Consider the following 17,045-nt stretch of genomic DNA (forward strand, 5'->3'; position numbering starts at 1 on the left):
GAGAGGCGATGGCGGTGAGGCGCATTGTGGCGATCGTGCTCCCGCAGCTCGCGTGCGAGCTGGTGAAGCAGCGCGGGCCGGTCTCGCCGAGCGGGAAGGCGCCGCTCGCGGTGATCCTCGGGGGCGAGGAGGACCGCCGCGCGGCGCTCGCCCCGCAGCCCGAGCGCGAGGCGCAGGCGCCGGCGGCCGTGATCGACGTGGTCGACGAGGAGGCGAGGCGGTACGGGGTGAGGCCGGGGCAGAAGGTCGTCGAGGCGGCGGCGCTGGTCGCCCACCTCGCGATCCACCGGGTGACGTTCGCCGAGATCGACGCGGCGCTCGGCCGGGTCGCCGAGGTGGCGCTCGGGCTCGGGGCGACGGCGTCGATCCAGCTCGGCGAGCAGGGGGCCCCGCGCGCCGGCGCGGCGCGGGCGAGCCGCGCTCCCGAGCGCGCCGTGAGCGAGGCGCGGAGCCCCTGGGGCGACGGCCCGTACGACACGGTGTGGCTCGACATCACCGGGGCGTCGCACCTCGTCGGCGGCGAGGAGGCGCTGCTCGGCGAGCTCGGCGAGCGCGTCGCGGCGCTCGGTCACCGGGCGCGGCTCGCGATCGCCGACGGGCCGCGGCTCGCGCAGGCGCTCGCGCGCTTCGGCGCGCACGCGGACGGCGGGGGAGGGGCGGAGGCCCCGATCGCGCCGCCGGGCAAGGGGGCGCAGGCGATCGGGCCCTTGCCGGTGCAGGCGCTCCCGGTCGAGCGCGAGGTGGCGAGCTTCCTCGTCCGGCTCGGCGTGCTCCGCGTCGAGGATCTCGCGCGCCTTCCGCGGGCGCAGGTGGCGGCGCGGCTGGGGCCGCGGACGGCCGACGTGATGGAGCTCCTCGCCGGCCGCGATCCCGTTCCGCTCCTGCCGTTCGAGGTGCCCCGGCTGCTCGAGGAGGAGGTGCTCTTCGACGAGCCGATCGAGAGCGCCGAGTCGCTCCTGTTCGTGCTGCGCGGCATGACGTCGCGGATCGCGTCGCGGCTCGCCGCGCGCGGGGAGGCGTGCGGGCGGCTCAACGTGGCGATCGCCTACGATCGCTCGATCGCGCGGCTCCGCCTCGGCGAGCGCGAGGACGACGGCGCCGCCGCGCTCCTGGAAGACGACGGGCGCGGCCCTTCGCTGCGCTTCCACGTCGACATGCCGGTGCCCCTCTCGGACGCGGGCGATCTGCTCCGCCCGCTGAAGGCGAGGCTCGAGCGGATCGAGCTCGCGGCGCCCGCGGTGGGGGTCCACGTCATCGCCTCGCGCATCGCGCGGGCCCGCCGGGTGCAGCTCGATCTGTCGCGCGACCGGTCGGTCGATCCCGACAGCCTGCCGGCGCTCCTGGCCGAGCTCTCGGCGGAGATCGGCCAGGAGCGGGTGGGCATCCTGGAGATCGCCGACGCGCACCGTCCCGAGGCGCGCTCGCGGCTCGTGCCGGCCTCTGGCGAGGCGGCCATGACGCGCGCGTCCGCCGCGGCCCGCGCGCGCGCCGCGGCGGATCGGGGCGCGGCGGAGCAGGCGGGGGGCGCCGACGCGCCGGCGCTGGAGCCCGCGCGGCTCCTCGCGCAGCCGATCCCGCTCGGCCGGGTGGGGCGCGGGGCGATCGTGGCCGTCGATCGGCACCTCTACGCGATCGAGCGGCTCTCCTTCGTGATGCGGATCGACGCGGTGGAGTGGTGGACGCCCACGCCGGCGTCGCGCGACTACGCGCGCGCCTGGCTCGTCTCGGGCTCTCCGTCCGGCAAGGCCGCCCCGGCGCGCCTCGGCGAGCTGCGCCCTCCTCGAGACGGCGCGAGCGCGAGCTCCTGCGGCGAAGCGTGGATCTACGTCGACCGCGCGACGGGCGAGGCCTTCCTGCAGGGGTGGTGCGAGTGAGCGCCGGCGCGTCGGTCCCGTTCGTGGAGCTCTGCGGCCGCTCCTGCTTCTCTTTCCTGGAGGGCGCCTCGCACCCCGAGGAGCTCGTGCACCGCGCCAAGGAGCTCGGCCTCGAGGGGCTCGCGCTCTGCGATCGCGACGGGATCTACGGCAGCGTGCGCGCGCACACGGCGGCGAAGAAGGTCGAGCAGCGGGTGATCGTCGGGGCCGAGCTGACGCTGGGCGCGCCGCGCGTGGGCGCCGAGCGCGCGCCGGAGGTCCGGCCGTCGGTGGTCCTCCTGGTCCAGGACAGCGAGGGTTACGCGAACCTCTGCCGCCTCCTCACGATCGCGCACGCCGAGTGCGAGAAGGGGATGGCGAGCATCTCGGCGGAGGCGATCGCGGCGGCGCAGCGGGGCCTCTCCGCGATCGTGCCGCTCGACCCTCTCGTGCCCGCGGGCGTCTCCGGCGCGCTCCTCGGCACGCTGCGCGACGCGTTCGGCGAGCGCGCGCTCGTCGCGACCTGGAAGCACCTCGACCGCCGCGACGGCGAGCGCGTCGCGGCGGCCCTCGCGGCGGAGCGCCGCTACGGCCACTGCGTGGTGGCGACGGCGCGCCCGCTCTATCATCACCCGTCACGCAAGCCGCTCGCGGACGTGCTCGCGTGCATCCGGACCAAGACCACGCTCGATCAAGCGGGGACGCGGATCGCGCCGAACGCGGAGGCGTACGTGCGGTCCGGCGCGCAGATGGCGGCGCTGTTCCGCGATCATCCGGCCTGGGTCGCGCGCACGGTGGAGGTCGCGTCCCGCTGCCGCTTCTCGCTGTCCGAGCTCCGCTACAGCTTCCCGAGCGACGCCCTCTGCATGCCGGGGGAGACGTCAGATCAGGCGCTGCGCCGCCTCACCGAGGAGGGCTGCCGCGACCGTTACCCGGAAGGGACGCCGTCTCCCGTGCGCGCGCAGATCGAGAAGGAGCTCGCCTTGATCGCGAAGCTCGGCGTGGCGCCCTATTTCCTCAGCGTGCAGCAGGTCGTGAAGATCGCGCGCGCGCGGCAGATCCTCTGCCAGGGCCGCGGGAGCGCGGCCAACAGCGCGGTGTGCTTCGTGCTCGGCGTGACGGCGGTGGACCCGGCCCGGTCGAGCCTGCTCTTCGAGCGCTTCCTGTCGGAGGAGCGCCACGAGCCCCCGGACATCGACGTCGATTTCGAGCACGAGCGCCGGGAGGAGGTGATCCAGGCGATCTACGAGATGTACGGGCGCGACCGGGCGGCGATGGTCTCGGAGGTGATCGCCTACCGCGGCAAGAGCGCGCTCCGCGAGGTGGGCAAGGCGTTCGGCTTCTCAACGGATCAGGTCGATCGGCTGAGCGGCCTCGTGCTCCACCACGAGGCGGACATCACCGAGCAGCGGGTCAGCGAGGCGGGCCTCGATCCGGATGACGTGCGCGTCCGGCAGGCCGTCATGATGGCGAGCGCGCTCGAGGGCTTCCCGCGCCACCTCTCGATCCACGTGGGCGGCTTCGTGCTGTCGTCCGAGCCGCTGCACAAGGTGGCCCCGGTCGAGCCTGCGCGGATGGAGGGCCGCACGGTGATCCCGTGGGACAAGGACGATCTCGACGATCTCGGCTTCTTCAAGATCGACGTCCTGGCGCTCGGCATGCTGACGGCGATCCGCAAGGCGCTCGGTTTGATCCACTCGGACCGGTACGCCGCGCTCGCGGGTCGCACGGCACGGGACCCCGCGTCCGCGGGTCCCTTGGTCCACACGGCACGGGACCCCGCGTCCGCGGGTCCCTTGGTCCACACGGCACGGGACCCCGCGTCCGCGGGTCCCTTGGTCGACGCGGCAGGGGACCCTGCGCCCGCGGGTCCCTTGGTCGACGCGGCAGGGGACCCTGCGCCCGCAGGGGTCTTGCTCCACGCGGGCCGAGGCGCCGCGTTCGATCCGATCGCGGCGCTCGCGCAGATCCCGCCGGAGGATCCGGCTGTCTACGAGGCGATCGGCCGGGCCGACACGGTGGGGGTGTTCCAGATCGAGAGCCGCGCGCAGATGGCGATGCTCCCGCGGCTGAAGCCGAACAAGTTCTACGACCTGGTGATCGAGGTGGCGATCGTGCGCCCCGGGCCCATCCAGGGCGGGATGGTGCACCCCTACCTGCGCCGACGGACGGGGCAAGAGCCGCCGGTGTCCCCGCACCCGTGCCTGGATCCCATCCTGGAGCGCACGCTCGGCGTTCCGCTCTTCCAGGAGCAGGTGATGCAGATCGCGATGGTCGGCGCGGGTTACACGCCGGGCGAGGCCGACCAGCTGCGCCGCGACATGGCGGCGTGGAAGAAGCATGGGCGCCTGGAGCGGCACCGCGGGCGGCTCATCCAGGGCTTCGCCGAGCAGGGGATCTCGGCGAGGTTCGGGGAGATGCTCTACCAGCAGATCCAGGGCTTCGGGGAGTACGGCTTCCCGGAGTCGCACGCGGCGAGCTTCGCGCTCCTCGTGTACGCGTCGGCCTGGCTCAAGGTCCACCACCAGGCGGCGTTCACCTGCGCGCTGCTCAACGCGCAGCCGATGGGGTTCTACAGCCCGTCGGCGCTGGTGCAGGACGCGCAGCGGCACGGCGTGGACGTGCGGCCGGTGTGCGTGGTGCAGAGCGCGTGGGACGCGATCCTGGAGCCTTCCGCCGAGCCCTCGGCGGGCCCGGCGCTGCGGCTCGGCATGCGGCTCGTGAAGGGCCTCGGCGAGGCGGCCGCGGCGGCGATCGTGGCGGCGCGCGAGGAGGCGCCGTTCACGAGCCTCCCGGATCTCGTGAGGCGCACGGAGCTGAAGAAGAACGAGGTGGAGGCGCTCGCAGAAGCGGGCGCGCTCGCCGCGCTGGTGCCTGCCCGGAGAGAGGCGCTCTGGCGCGCGCGCGCCCCCCGCGTGGAGGGGTTGTTCGAGGGCGTCCCGATCGAGCAGGACCGGGACGTCGGGCTCCCTCCGCTCAGGCCGCTGGAGCAGCTCGCGCTGGACTACGGGCGCGTGGGTCTGTCGCTGCACGACCACCCGATGCGGCACGTGCGGCGGGCGCTCAAGCGGCGGCGCGGGGCCGGGCGCGTGCGGACCGCCGAGGAGATCAAGGCCGCGCGCGACGGGGAGAGCGTGCGGGTCGCCGGGATGGTGGTCGGACGCCAGCGGCCGGCGACCGCGAGCGGCGTGACGTTCATGACGCTCGAGGACGAGACCGGCGTGGTCAACGTCATCGTCCAGCGGCAGGTCTTCGCGGAGTACGAGCACGTGGCGAGGAACGCGGCGCTCTTGCTCGTCGCAGGGCGGATCGAGCGGCAGGGCGAGGTCGTCCACGTGCTCGCGCGCGAGCTCGATCGGCTGGAGCTGCCCAGCGGCGAGGAGATCGCGCTCAAATCGCGCGACTACCGGTGAGGGCGCGCCGACGCCGCGCTCCCGGAGCGCGGGGCGATCGGCGGCGCGTGAAGAGAGCTCGCGCGCTCGTCAGGGCGGCGGCGATGACCTCGTCGACCAGCGCGCTCGTCAGCGGGCGGCGACGACCTCGTCGACCAGCGAGAGCAGCGTCGCCGCGTCGAACGGCTTCAGGAGCAGCCGGGCGTTGACCTGCTGCAGGAACGCCTTGCTGCGCTCCGTGAAGGCGCCGCCGGTCAGGAACACGACACGGCGCTGCTGCTCGGGCGCATGCTCGGCAAGCGAAGTGTAGAAATCCATTCCCGTCATATCGGGCATCATGAGGTCGCACAGGATGGCGTCGTAGCGCTCTCCGGCGCGGATCCGGCTGAGCGCGTCGCGCGCGCTCGCGGTCGCGGTCGTCTCGTGACGTGGCTCGAGCGTCCCCGCGATCGCCCGCGTGAGCAGCGGCTCATCGTCGATGATGAGGACCCGCTGCCGCTGCGCCGCCTCCGGCGCGAGCGCGTCGAGGCTGCCGTTCTCGCGCGGCCACCTCGACGCGCGCGAGCCGGGCGCAGCGGAGGCGTGCGCCTCGCTGGCCGCGGCGGCGGGGAGGACGAGGCGGAACGTGCTCCCCTTGCCGGGGCGGCTGTCCACCTCGATCCGACCCCCCAGCGCCGTGACGATGGAGTGGCAGATCGCGAGCCCCAACCCGAGCCCTTCGCCAGCTTCCTTGCTCGTGTAGAACGGCTCGAAGATCCGAGCGAGCGACTCGGGCGCGATCCCGGCGCCCGTGTCGCGCACCTCCACGACGACCGACCCCTCGGCGTCACAGCGCGTCGAGAGCTCGATCTCGTTCTGCTCGGCGAGCCCCTCGGGGATGGCCTGCGCGGCGTTCACGATGAGGTTCAGGAAGACCTGCGCGAGCCGCGGCTCGTTCGCCTGGACGGGCGGCACCTCCTGGAAGCTCCGGACGACGCGGGCGCGGTGCCGGATCTCGTTCATCGCCATGTGGACGCAGGAGTCGAGCACCCGCCGGGGATCGACCGGCCCGCGTCGGTCCTCCTCGGCGCGCGAGAAGCTGTGGAGATCGCGCACGATGAGCCGCACCCGCTCGGCGCCCTCGCGCGCGTCCTCCAGCAGGCTCAGCACGTCGGAGAGCTCGCTCGACGGCGCGCGGCCGTCGCCGTGAGAGCGCGCCCAGGGGCCGCCGCGCGCAGCGCTGTTCCGGCGATCGAGCGAGCCGATGCGCCGGATGGCCGCGTCGACGTTCGTGATGACGAAGGCGAGGGGGTTGTTGATCTCGTGGGCGACGCCGGCGGCCAGCGTGCCGACGCTCGCCATGCGGCCGGCGCCGACGAGGCGGGCCTGCGTCTGCGCGAGCGCCTGGCGCGAGGCGGCGTCGCGCGCGGCGCGCTCGCGGATGACGGAGAGCCGCGCCCGGGGGCCCGCGCCGTCGCCGCCCGCGAGGAGGAAATCGCTCGCGCCGGCCGCGAGGATGCCGTCGATGTCCCCGTCGCGCTCGGTGATCGCGAGGACGAACACCGCGTCGCCGCCGGGCTGCGCCCGCACGCGGCCGCAGAGCGCGGCGGCGCTGGCGGGCTCGCTCCAGTCGACGGCGAGCACCGGCGGCGCGTCGCTCAGGCACCTCTCGAGGGCGTGCGCGGGATCGGAGGTGACGCCGACGTCCGGCACATGGCGTCGGATCAGCGCTTCGAATCGCTCGCTCGCCGCGGCGCGCCCGCGGAGGAGCAGGATGGCGGCCGGCTCCGCGCAGCCCATCGACGTCCTCTCAGCTGTCCTTCGAAGACCCGTTTCAGGAGTCCTTCGAAGATCCTTTACCGCATCTCCATCCCGGCGTGCAGGCATGGTGATCCGTTCCGCTGCGCCTGCCAGGCGCCTCGCCGGTCTCCTTCGAGCCGCGCGCCAGCCGGTCGGCTCGCCCGCTTCGCGCGGCTATCGAAGGCTGGACGTCGCGTCGTCGTCCGGATCGCCGTCGTCGGCGATCCTCGTCGCGCCGTCCGTGAGCGGCGGATACAGGCTCTCGACGAACTTCCCGGAGAGCCGCCCCGCGAGGTGTGCATCCATCCGCGCCAGCGCCTCGCGCAGCCGATCGATCTCGTCCGAGAGCGCTGCCTTGAGCGGCTGGCGCTGCGCCTGTTCCATCCAGGCGAGCTCCACGAGCGCCTCCTCGAGGTGCGCGCGCGCCGCACCAAGGTGCGCGCGCACCGCGCCGCCCGCCTCGCCCGCGTTGGATTCTCGGACCAGGTACTCCGCGACGCGCACGCGCCCGCGGTAGCGGACCCGCGTCCGCTCGAGGAAATCCCGGTACGGCTTCACCGCCCCGCTGAGCGCCTGCACCGCCGCTGCGAGCGCGCTCGCCTCGCCCTGGAGCGCCTCGCGATCGGCGCCGGAGAGGGCCGTATTGTGCTCGACGTGGGCCTCGAGCGTCGCCAGCACCTCGCGGGCCCAGCGGAGGTGCCGGAGCCCCGAGGCGCCGCGCGACAGGCGCTGCGCGGCCGCCCCCTCCGCGCTCACGCCACCGCCGCCGCCGGCGCCGCCTCGCGCTCCGGGCGCTTCGCCGTCTCGTTGATCTTCACGCTGACGAGCTTCGAGACGCCGGGCTCCTGCATCGTCACGCCGTAGAGCACGTCGACCGACTGCATCGTGCGCTTGATGTGCGTGATGAGGATGAACTGCGAGTGGCTCGTCATGCTCCGGATCGCCTCGTTGTAGCGGGCCACGTTCGCCTCATCGAGCGGCGCGTCGACCTCGTCGAGGATGCAGAACGGCGACGGCTTGAACTGGAAGATCGCGAAGATGAGCGACACCGCGGTGAGCGCCTTCTCGCCGCCGCTCATGAGCTCGATGTTCCCGAGCTTCTTGCCCGGCGGCTGCGCGAGGATCTCGATCCCCGTCTCCAGCATGTCGTCGGGGTTCGTCAGCCGGAGCTCCGCCTGGCCGCCGCGGAACATCTTGGGGAACAGCGTCTTGAAGCGCGCGTTGATGCCGTCGTACGTCGTCTTGAAGAGCCGCTTCGACTCGCGGTTCATCTGGGCGATCGCCTTCTCGAGGTCGTCGAGCGCCTTCTCGAGATCGGCCTTCTGGCCCGAGTAGTACGTGTACCGCTCCTCGGCCTCGGCGTGCTCGCGCACGGCGTCGAGGTTGACGGGGCCCATGCGGTCGAGCAGCTCCGTCAGCTCCTGGATGCGCGCGCGGTGCGAGGCGTCGGCGGGCGGCCGCTTGTGGTAGTCGCCGACCACGCGGGCGAGCTCCAGCCCGCGGAAGCGCTCGCGCACCCCCTCGATGAGGTGGTCGTGCTCGACCCGCAGCCGCTCGAGCGCGAGCTCGTGCTTGCGGAGCCGCTCCGACACCTCGGCCAGCTCCTGCCGCAGCCCGCGCAGGTCGGCCTCGCGCACCCCGTGCGCCTGCCGCGCCTCGTCCAGCGAGCGCCGCGCCTCGGTCAGCGCGGCCTGCGCCGCGTGCGCCTCCGCGACGGCGCGGACCAGCGCCTCGCGCGCGATCATGATCGTCGCCGCGGCCTTCCCCGCGCCCACGGCGCTCTCGGTCCGCTCCTGGTCGAGCCGGGCGATCCGGCCCCGGAGCTCGTTGCACGACCGCGTGAGCCGCTCGACCGTGCCCCGCGCCGCCGCGGCGCGCTCGCGCACGCGCGCGAGCTTCACCTTGCGCTCGGTCACGACCGACTGCTGCCCGAGCACCCGCTCGCGCCACTCGGCCGCGACCTGCTCGGCGTGCTCGAGGCCGGCCGCCGCCGCCTCGCGCGCCGCTCGCCCCGCCTCGAGCTTGTCGCGCGCCGCTTGCTGCTCGTTCCCGCCGGCGTCGAGGTTGTCGGCGAGGTCCTCGAGCTCGGAGCGCACCACGCCCTCGCGCTTCTGCGCCGCGGCGAGCTGCTCCTCCGCCCGGCGGAGATCCTTCTCGGCCGTCACCAGGGCGAGCTCTCCCTCGTGCGCCTCGCTCCGCGCCCGCTCCAGCGCCGTCCCCACCTCGGTGATGCGCAGGCGGAGCTTCTGCTGCGCGTCGAGCAGCGCCGTCACCTCCTCCGATTTCGTCGCGACGAACTCGTGCAGCGCGCGCATCTCCCGCTTCTGCTCGATCATGCCGGCCGCGACCGCGTCGCCCGAGCCGCCGCTCACCACGCCGTCCTCACGGAGGACGGTGCCGTCGAGCGTCACGAGCGTGCACCCGGCGCCCTCCGCCGCGAGCCGCGCCGCGACCTCGGCGGAGGCGACGACCACCGCGTCCCCCACGAGCGCGCGCGCCAGCGCCTCGTCCTCGGGCGCGAAGACGAGCCGGTCCACGAGCGGCCCGAGCACGCCCTCCCCGCGCGGCGGCCGCCGCGTCGCGCCGGCCACGAACGAGGGCCGCGCCGCGATCACGCTCGCCCGCCCGCGGTTGTTCTTCGACAGATCCGCGAGCAGCGCGATCCCGCGCTCGACGTCGCTCACGACCGCGCACTGCAGCCGGTCCCCGAGCAGCCCCGCGAAGGCCGCGGTCAGCTCGGCCGGCGCCTCGATCCGGTCGGCCACGAGCCCGAGCAGCGCCGGGTCCTTGGTCTTGAGGAGGTTCTTCACCCCGGCGCCGACGCCCTCCAGCCGCGCGTGCAGCTCCTCGAGCGCGCGGAGCCGGTTGCGCCGCTGCCCGAGCTCGTTCTTGGCGTGCTCCACGGCGCGATCGCTCGAGACCGCCTGCTCGCGCAGCGCCTTCATCTCGACATCGAGCCGCGACCGCTCCTCCGCCGAGATCCGCTTCCCCTCGGCGAGCTCCGTCACGTTGCGCGTCAGCGACGAGCGCCGCCGCTCGAGCTCCTCCGACTCGTACATCAGCCGCCCGAGCTCGTCCTCGAGCTTCGCACGCCGCTGGCTCATCTCTGCCATGCGCCGATCGAAGCCGGTGAGCGACGCCTCGGCGGCCGCGACCGCCGCGGTGGCCTCGGCGGCCCGCCGGCGCAGGGCGGCGACCTCGTGCTCGGCGGTCCGCTCTCCGTGGCGCAGCTCCTCGAGCCGCTCGTGCTGCTCGAGCGCGAGCTCGCTCTCCCGCGCCTCTTCCTCGTCGACGCCGGCGAGCTGCGCCTCGAGCTGCGCCTTCTCTGCGCTGAGCTCCTCGACCGTCTTCTCGAGCTCTCCCTGCTCCTTGGCCGCGGTGACGAGCCGCTCCTCGAGGTGCCGCAGGCGGTCGCGCGCCCGCGCGATCTCCGCCTCGTGGGTGCGCACCTGGTTGTCGGCCGCGAACGCCTCGTTCTGCGCGCGCTCGGCCCGCTCCTCGCAGGCGAGGGCCTCGAGCCGGGTGACCTCGATCTCGGCCTCGCGCGCCGAGAGCGCCGTGCGCGACGCCTGCTCGCGCTCCGCGTGCGCGGCCCTGCCGAGCGACTCGTGCTGCGTGAGCACCGTGATCTCGAGGAGCTTGTGCGACGCCTCGTGGAGCACGAGGTCCTCCAGCTCCTTGCGGTAGTTGACGTACCGCTCGGCCTTGGCCGCCTGGCGCTTCAAGGACGCGAGGTTCCGCTGGATCTCGGAGACGATGTCCCCCACGCGGAGCAGGTTCTGCCGCGTCTGGTCCATCTTCTGCTCGGCCTGCTTCTTCCTGGCCTTGTATTTCGTGATGCCGGCGGCCTCCTCGATGAGCATCCGCCGGTCCTCGGGGCGCGCCGAGACGATGAGCCCGATCTTTCCCTGCTCGACGATGGAGTAGGCCTTCGTGCCGACGCCGGTGCCGAGGAAGAGGTCGGTCACGTCCTTGAGCCGGACCTGGGTCTTGTTGATGAGGTACTCGCTCGTCCCGTCGCGGAAGAGCCGGCGCGTCACCGCGATCTCCGCGTAGTCGCGGTACTCCAGCGGCAGCTGCGACGCCGCCGTCGGCTCGCTGTTGTCGAAGGTGAGCGTCACCTCGGCCATCCCGTGCTGGGCGCGGGTCTCGGAGCCGTTGAAGATGACGTCCGACATCGACTTGCCGCGCAGGTGCTTCGCGCTCTGCTCCCCGATCGCCCACCGGATGGCGTCGACGATGTTCGACTTGCCGCATCCGTTGGGACCGACGATGCCCACCACGTCCGTGTCGAAATGGACCACCGTCCGGTCGACGAACGATTTGAACCCGCTGATCTCGAGCTTACGAATGCGCATGACGTCCCCGGGACCGGCCGGGCGGGCTTAAACGTATCGTCACAGCACGCCACGTACCGTCACAACTGGCGTCTCGGGGTCTACGTGGGCTGGCGCCGCGCGGCAAGAGCGGAATCCTGGCTCCTCACGCGCACCGAGGAGCGCGCCGAGGACCAAGTCTTGCGCATCCCGCTGGTGCAGCGATGTCCGAAGCGCAAGGTGTGCTTTTGGCAGCCGCCTTGACAGGTGGCTAACGTGGCCATACTCCTCGGGTTGTTCCGAGGAGTAGAAACGTCATGCCCACTTACGAGTACGCCTGCACATCTTGCGCGCATGAATGGGAGGCCGAGCAGTCCATCAAGGAGGCCGCGCTCTCGGAGTGCCCGTCGTGCCTCAACGCGACAGCCCGGCGGCAGATCTCGCGCGGCACGGGCTTCATCCTCAAGGGCAGTGGCTGGTACTCCGACCTCTACGCTTCGGGGTCGAACAAGCCGCCCGCGAAGTCGGACGGCGGGTCGGGCAGCTCCTCAGGGTCGGAGGGGGCGAGCTCGGACTCCGGGTCGAGCAGCGCCTCGCCGGCGAGCGGCAGCACCAAGAGCGATTCCAGCGCGTCGTCCGCCTCCTCCGCGGCGGCCTGACGCCAACTCGGCGAGCAGCGACAGGGGGATGGCCAGCGCGGCGCAGCGCGCAGTGGCGCCGTCGTGGTGCGCCGGCAGTGCTGCGTGCCCACCGGCGCCGGGCGTGGTGCTAGGGTGCCCTGGATGGATGAGAGAAAGCGACTTGAGGAGCTCCGCCGGCAGCTCACGGAGCTGGATCAAGAAATCCTTCGCAGCATCGAGCGGCGGGCTCGCATCGCGCACGAGCTTGCCAAGCTGAGGACAGGCACGGCCCGGTTCGCCCCCACGGCCGACGCAGCCCACATGCAGGCGCTCGAGCGCGCCGTGACGCCCCCGTTCCCGCAGCGCGCGGTGCGGCCGATCTTCGTCGCCATCGACGCGGCCTCGCGCGCGTTCGAGCTCGCGCCCCGGGTGGCGTACCTGGGGGCCGAGGGCGACTATGGCTGGACCGCGGCGCACGATCACTTCGGGATCGGAGGCGAGTTCGTCCGCGCGGACAGCCCCCTCGCCGCCATCGAGGAGGTCGCGCGCTCGCGCGCTGACTTCGCGGTGGTCCCGTACGAGTCGCTCAAGGAAGGGCCGATCTTCCCGACGATCCAGGCGATCGGCGGCGCCGATCTCAAGGTGGTCGGCGAGCGCCAGCTGGTGCAGGCGCTCGACCTCGTGAACCGGACGGGCAGCCTCGCCGACGTCGAGCGGGTGTACTCCTCGCCCCAGGACCACGTGGCCTGCGTGAACTACCTCGAGCTCCAGCACCCGCGCGCGCTGGTGCTCGACGTGCGGGGCCCGCAGGCCGCCTGGGATCTCGCGGCGGAGAACGAGGGCAGCGCCGCCATCGTCCCCCGCGGCTTCGCGGGCGGGCAGGAGCTCAGGGTCGCCCGCGAGAACGTCGGCGACGAGGGGGAGCTCCGGATCCGCTACGCGGTGCTGTCCCGGCTCCCGTCGCCGCGCTCGGGCCACGACGCCACGGCGGTCCTCTTCAGCGTCCACGATCGGCCCGGCGCGCTCCACGACATCCTCCAGCACTTCAAGGAGCGCAGCTGCAACCTCCGGCGGGTCAACTCCCGCCCCGTCCCCGGCGAGGGCTGGGACTACGTGTTCTACGTGGAGGTCAGCGGACACACGACCGATCGGGCGCTCGTCGCGGCGCTCGAGGGCGTGAAGCGCGAGACGAAGATGCTGAAGATCATCGGCTCCTTCCCGCTGGAGCGCCCCGACCCGCCGCACGAGCGAGCTTGATGGCGAGCGCGATGGTGCGGACGCTGTTCCATTCCCGAGGCGCTGCCGCCCTGCGCCGCGCGGCGGGCGCGATCGCGATCGCGGCGCTCGCCCTCCAGGCGCTCGGCGGCTGCGGCGGCGCCGACGACAGCCTCGCGCTGGTCGGCGGAGAGAAGATCGACGCGACGGCGATCGATCGCGACCCCCTGGCCGTCCTTCCGAGCGGCGCGGTGATGCTCGGATACCTCGACGCGGCGGCCCTGTTCACCTCCGGCCTGGGAGGCGAGGTCAACCAGATCGTCACGAGCCTGCTCCCGCTGGGCCCCGAGTCGAACTTCGTCCCGTCGCGCGACATCGTGAAGGTCTACGGCGGCCTCTATGCCATGCAGGGCGCGGACTTCTGCGCCGTGATGCAGGGCAACTTCGACGTCGACGCGATCCGCCGCTCCGCCGACGCCAGGTCGGTCACCGTGATCGGCGCGCCGCTCGTGAAGACGCGCTACGCGGACAACGATCTCTTCACGGCCGGCAACGTCGGCTTCGTCGTGCTCACGCCGCACACGATCCTCACCGGCAACGAGACCGGGATGCGACGGGCCCTCGATCGCCTCCGCTCCGGTAAGCTGACGCGCTCCGTGCCTTCGTGGATGGTCGAGCTGCTCGGGACCAAGGGCGCGTCGTTCGCCGTGGCCGGCGATCTCTCGAGCCAGGCGGCGGTCGCGTCTGCGGCGGGGCAGTTCCCCTTCCTCGCGGGGCTCCAGTACGTGCGCGTCATCGGCAACTTCCAGCCGCCCGGGGTCAACTTCGCCGGCGCCCTCACGTACACGGATCCGCAGAGCGCGGCGAACGGCGCCGTCGCGCTCCGCAACCTCGAGCAGATCGCCAGGATCGCGACCCTGCTCTCCTCGTGGGGCTTCGGCTACGGCTCGGTCCCTCCGATGCAGGTCGCGCAGCGCGAGAGCGACGTCGCGTTCACGCTGCCCCTCGGCGAGGGGATCGTGCGCATGCTCCTCCGCACGGTCGCCGACACGGCGCGGAGCGTGGCGCTCGTGCGCTGACTCAAGCCTTGCGGAGCGGCGCGCGCGAGGGCGGCGCGGCGTGGGCGGGATCGTCCGGCCACGCGTGCTTCGGGTAGCGGCGGCGGAGCTCCTTCGCGATGGCGGGATAGTGGCGCGCCCAGAACCCCGACAGATCGGTCGTGACCTGCACGGGGCGCTGGTTCGGCGCGCACAGGTGCAGCACGACAGGCACCCGCCCACCGGCGACGCGTGGCCCCTCCGCCATGCCGAAGAAGTCCTGCAGACGGGACGCGAGCGACGGCGGCGCGCCCGCCGTGTACTCGAGGCGCGCCCGCCGGCCGCCGGGCAGGACGATCGACTCGGGGGCGAGCTCCGCGAGCGCTCGCGCCTTCGCGGGGCCCAGCGAGGCCTGCACGGCGCTCGAGAGATCGGCGTCGCGGAGCTCGGCGAAGCTCCTGCGCCCGTCGCAGAGCGCCTCGAGCGTGGTGAGCACCGCCTCCTCGTCCACGTCCGGTAACGCTGCGTCGGGGCAGTTCGCGCGCACAAACGCGACCCGCAACAGCCAGCCCTCGAGGGCGTCGCCCTTCACGAACGCTCGCCACCCCTTCGCCCTCGCCTGCGCCGCGAGCTCCCGCGCCGCCGCTTCCGCCAGCGGACCGCCGGCGCCGGCGGCCGGCCGCGCCTCGTCGAGCACGAGGGCGTCGTACGACAGCCGGCGAACGACCTCGACGCGCTCCGCGGCGGCGTTCCACGTCGCCTCCGTCGTGTCCCGGATCGCGTCCGTGAAGAGGTCGAGCAGCCAGTCGGCCTCGATCGCGCTCGCCGCCCGGACGACCGTGCGCGCCGAGCGTCCCTCGCTGCGCTCCTCGATGTCGACAGCGACCACGAGATCGACCTCGTCGATGACGCTCGCCTCGGAGAGCGCGGCCGTCCCGCCGGCGGCGAGCACGACCTCCCGTCCGGTCCGACCCGTCGCGCTGGTCGGCCGGCGGAGGCGCCCGACCCGGTCGGGGTATCCGGAGAGGATCGCGATGCGCTGGGCGATCTCGCGCGCCTCGACGGTCTCCGGCGGCGCGGCGCTCCGGTGATCGGCGAGCCGCGAGAGCTGCTTGCGCGTCCGCTCCACGGTGAGCGCGCGCGCCGGGTCCACGCCCAGCCACCGCAGGCGGTCCGCCGCGAACCGCGCGCGATCCGCCTCCTCGAAGGCCTGGAGCGCGGCGAGCAGGTCGGAGCTGTGCCGCGCGTCGCTCCTCCGACCATGGGGCTCCCGCGCGCCCGACGGCGCCCCGAGGTCGCGCTCCGCCACGAGCGCCGCGAGGGTGCACCCGTCGCCGGCGACGCCGCGCCGCTCGGCCTCGACGATCATCCGCGCCTGGCGCGGGTGCGCCGGGAAGCGAAGCATCCGCCGTCCGGTCGGCGTCACGCGCCGCCCCTCGTCGAGCGCGCCGAGCCGCACGAGCAGCGCCTCGGCCGCGGCGAGCCCGGCGGCGGGCGGCGCTTCCAGCCACCCGAACGCCTCGAGATCCGTGACCCCCGCGGCGCAGAGCTCGAGCACCGTCTCCGCGAGGTCGAGCCGGCGGATCTCGGGCGCCTCGTGCTCCGGCCGCGAGGCGAGATCCCCGCGCGTGTAGAGCCGGAGGCAGCGGCCGGGCCGCGTCCGCCCGGCGCGCCCAGCGCGCTGCGCCGCGGAGGCGCGGGCGATGGGCGCGACGCGCAGCGTCGGCAACCCCGACCACGGCGCGTGCGCGGCCACGCGCGCGAGGCCGCTGTCGACGACCGCGACGACGCCGTCGATGGTCACGGAGGTCTCGGCCACGTTGGTCGAGAGGATGATCTTTCGCCGATCCGCGGGGCGCACCGCGCGGTCCTGCTCCGCCGCGGACAGCGAGCCGTGGAGCGGCAGGAGCAGCAGGTCCTCGCTCTTCGCGATGGGGGAGCACGCGTCCATCGCTCGCCTGATCTCCGCGGAGCCGGGCAGGAACACCAGCACGTCACCGTCGAGCCCCTCCTCGATGAGCTGCCGCACCGACGACGCGACAAGGCTCTCGAGCGTCCTGTCGCCCCAGTGCGCCGGGGCGCGGCGGTCGCCCGCGGCGTGGGTCGACGGGCTCACCCGGGCGCTCGGCAGGTACTCGATCGCGACGTCGAACATCCGCCCCTCGGCGCGCAGCGTCGGCGCCACCGAGGCTCCCGCCGCTGTGGCGTCGTGGCCGCGCTCGGCCTTGGCCGCCGGGGCGAGGTGCGCCTCCGGCTCGCCGAGGAACGCCGCGATCGGCCCCGCGTCGAGCGTCGCGGACATCACCACGAGGCGGAGATCGGGCCGCGCGCCGCGCTGCAGGCGCCGGAGCAGCGCGAGCGCGACGTCGCCGGCGAGGTGCCGCTCGTGGAACTCGTCGAGCACCACGGCGCTCACGCCCCGGAGCTCGCGATCGACGAGGAGCCGCCGCGTCAGCACGCCCTCGGTCACGAAGCGGACGCGCGTGGCCGGGCTGGACGCCTCCTCGAAGCGCATCGTGTAGCCCACGGTCTCGCCCACGCGCTCGCCGAGCTCTTCGGCCACGCGCCGCGCGGACAGGCGCGCCGCGAGCCGCCGCGGCTCGAGCACCAGGATCTCGCCGCGCTCCGCGAAGCCCGCGTCGAGCAGCGCGCGTGGCACGCGCGTCGTCTTGCCCGCTCCGGGTGGGGCCTCGAGCACCACGCTCGGGCGCGCGCGCAGGGTGGCGCAGAGATCGGGGAGGATCGGATCGATCGGCAGCGGCTGCATGGCTTCGGCGCTCTCCGCGCGACGGGCGCGCGGCAGCGGAGCCTAGCAATCCTTGGCGCGCGCGGA

Annotated in this window: 9 protein-coding genes; 5 read left to right on the plus strand and 4 right to left on the minus strand. The window is 73.7% G+C overall.

Annotated features, from left to right (window positions below):
* The first annotated feature begins 8 nt into the window (after positions 1–8).
* Together WMF11_RS09780 and WMF11_RS09785 are read left to right on the plus strand one after the other, a co-directional pair.
* Entirely contained in the window at positions 9–1,874 is a 1,866-nt protein-coding gene (locus WMF11_RS09780) for a DinB/UmuC family translesion DNA polymerase (protein WP_437977265.1), read from the plus strand.
* Positions 1,871–5,266, plus strand: coding sequence for a PHP domain-containing protein (locus WMF11_RS09785; RefSeq protein WP_437977266.1), 3,396 nt, complete (start codon positions 1,871–1,873; stop codon positions 5,264–5,266). Before WMF11_RS09780 ends, WMF11_RS09785 begins: the two co-directional genes overlap by 4 nt.
* A 108-nt stretch (positions 5,267–5,374) precedes the next feature.
* On the opposite strand, the gene WMF11_RS09790 is transcribed toward WMF11_RS09785, so the two are convergent.
* The 3 genes from WMF11_RS09790 to smc form a co-directional block, all read right to left on the minus strand.
* Complete coding sequence (locus tag WMF11_RS09790) at positions 5,375–7,024, minus strand: ATP-binding protein (RefSeq protein ID WP_437908163.1); 1,650 nt, start codon at positions 7,022–7,024, stop codon at positions 5,375–5,377.
* Between the two features lie 174 nt (positions 7,025–7,198).
* Complete coding sequence (locus WMF11_RS09795) at positions 7,199–7,780, minus strand: hypothetical protein (RefSeq protein WP_437977267.1); 582 nt, start codon at positions 7,778–7,780, stop codon at positions 7,199–7,201.
* Positions 7,777–11,382 carry a chromosome segregation protein SMC gene (gene smc, locus WMF11_RS09800; protein WP_437908166.1) on the minus strand — a complete coding sequence of 1,202 codons (3,606 nt, stop codon included), beginning with the start codon at positions 11,380–11,382 and terminating at the stop codon, positions 7,777–7,779. The genes WMF11_RS09795 and smc overlap by 4 nt, the downstream gene beginning before the upstream one ends.
* Before the next feature lie 275 nt (positions 11,383–11,657).
* On the opposite strand from smc, the gene WMF11_RS09805 reads away from it, so the two are divergent.
* The 3 genes from WMF11_RS09805 to WMF11_RS09815 all read left to right on the plus strand — a co-directional run bounded on the left by WMF11_RS09805 (position 11,658) and on the right by WMF11_RS09815 (position 14,254).
* The gene (locus tag WMF11_RS09805; RefSeq protein WP_437551258.1) at positions 11,658–11,999 is read left to right on the plus strand and encodes an FmdB family zinc ribbon protein; all 342 of its coding nucleotides are present in this window, start codon (positions 11,658–11,660) and stop codon (positions 11,997–11,999) included.
* A gap of 123 nt (positions 12,000–12,122) precedes the next feature.
* On the plus strand, positions 12,123–13,217 hold the full coding sequence (locus tag WMF11_RS09810; RefSeq protein WP_437551260.1) for a bifunctional chorismate mutase/prephenate dehydratase: 1,095 nt from the start codon (positions 12,123–12,125) through the stop codon (positions 13,215–13,217).
* Positions 13,217–14,254 (plus strand): hypothetical protein, encoded by a 1,038-nt coding sequence (locus WMF11_RS09815; RefSeq protein ID WP_437977268.1) that lies wholly within the window; start codon positions 13,217–13,219, stop codon positions 14,252–14,254. The genes WMF11_RS09810 and WMF11_RS09815 overlap by 1 nt, the downstream gene beginning before the upstream one ends.
* 1 nt (position 14,255) lies before the next feature.
* Here WMF11_RS09815 and WMF11_RS09820 read toward each other — a convergent pair whose 3' ends face one another.
* Positions 14,256–16,979, minus strand: a complete 2,724-nt coding sequence (locus WMF11_RS09820) for an ATP-dependent RNA helicase (RefSeq protein WP_437977269.1) — start codon at positions 16,977–16,979, stop codon at positions 14,256–14,258.
* Positions 16,980–17,045: the final 66 nt, after the last annotated feature.

The sequence above is a fragment of the Sorangium sp. So ce295 genome (genome assembly GCF_051527405.1).
Taxonomy (GTDB): domain Bacteria; phylum Myxococcota_A; class Polyangia; order Polyangiales; family Polyangiaceae; genus Sorangium; species Sorangium cellulosum_B.

Excerpts from the sequence above, each read along its gene's own strand:
- WMF11_RS09805 (WP_437551258.1), top strand. The coding sequence starts at position 11,658 with ATGCCCACTTACGAGTACGCCTGCACATCTTGCGCGCATGAATGGGAG.
- WMF11_RS09815 (WP_437977268.1), top strand. The coding sequence starts at position 13,217 with ATGGCGAGCGCGATGGTGCGGACGCTGTTCCATTCCCGAGGCGCTGCC.
- WMF11_RS09820 (WP_437977269.1), bottom strand. The coding sequence starts at position 16,979 with ATGCAGCCGCTGCCGATCGATCCGATCCTCCCCGATCTCTGCGCCACC.
- WMF11_RS09780 (WP_437977265.1), top strand. The coding sequence starts at position 9 with ATGGCGGTGAGGCGCATTGTGGCGATCGTGCTCCCGCAGCTCGCGTGC.
- WMF11_RS09810 (WP_437551260.1), top strand. The coding sequence starts at position 12,123 with ATGGATGAGAGAAAGCGACTTGAGGAGCTCCGCCGGCAGCTCACGGAG.
- WMF11_RS09790 (WP_437908163.1), bottom strand. The coding sequence starts at position 7,024 with ATGGGCTGCGCGGAGCCGGCCGCCATCCTGCTCCTCCGCGGGCGCGCC.
- smc (WP_437908166.1), bottom strand. The coding sequence starts at position 11,382 with ATGCGCATTCGTAAGCTCGAGATCAGCGGGTTCAAATCGTTCGTCGAC.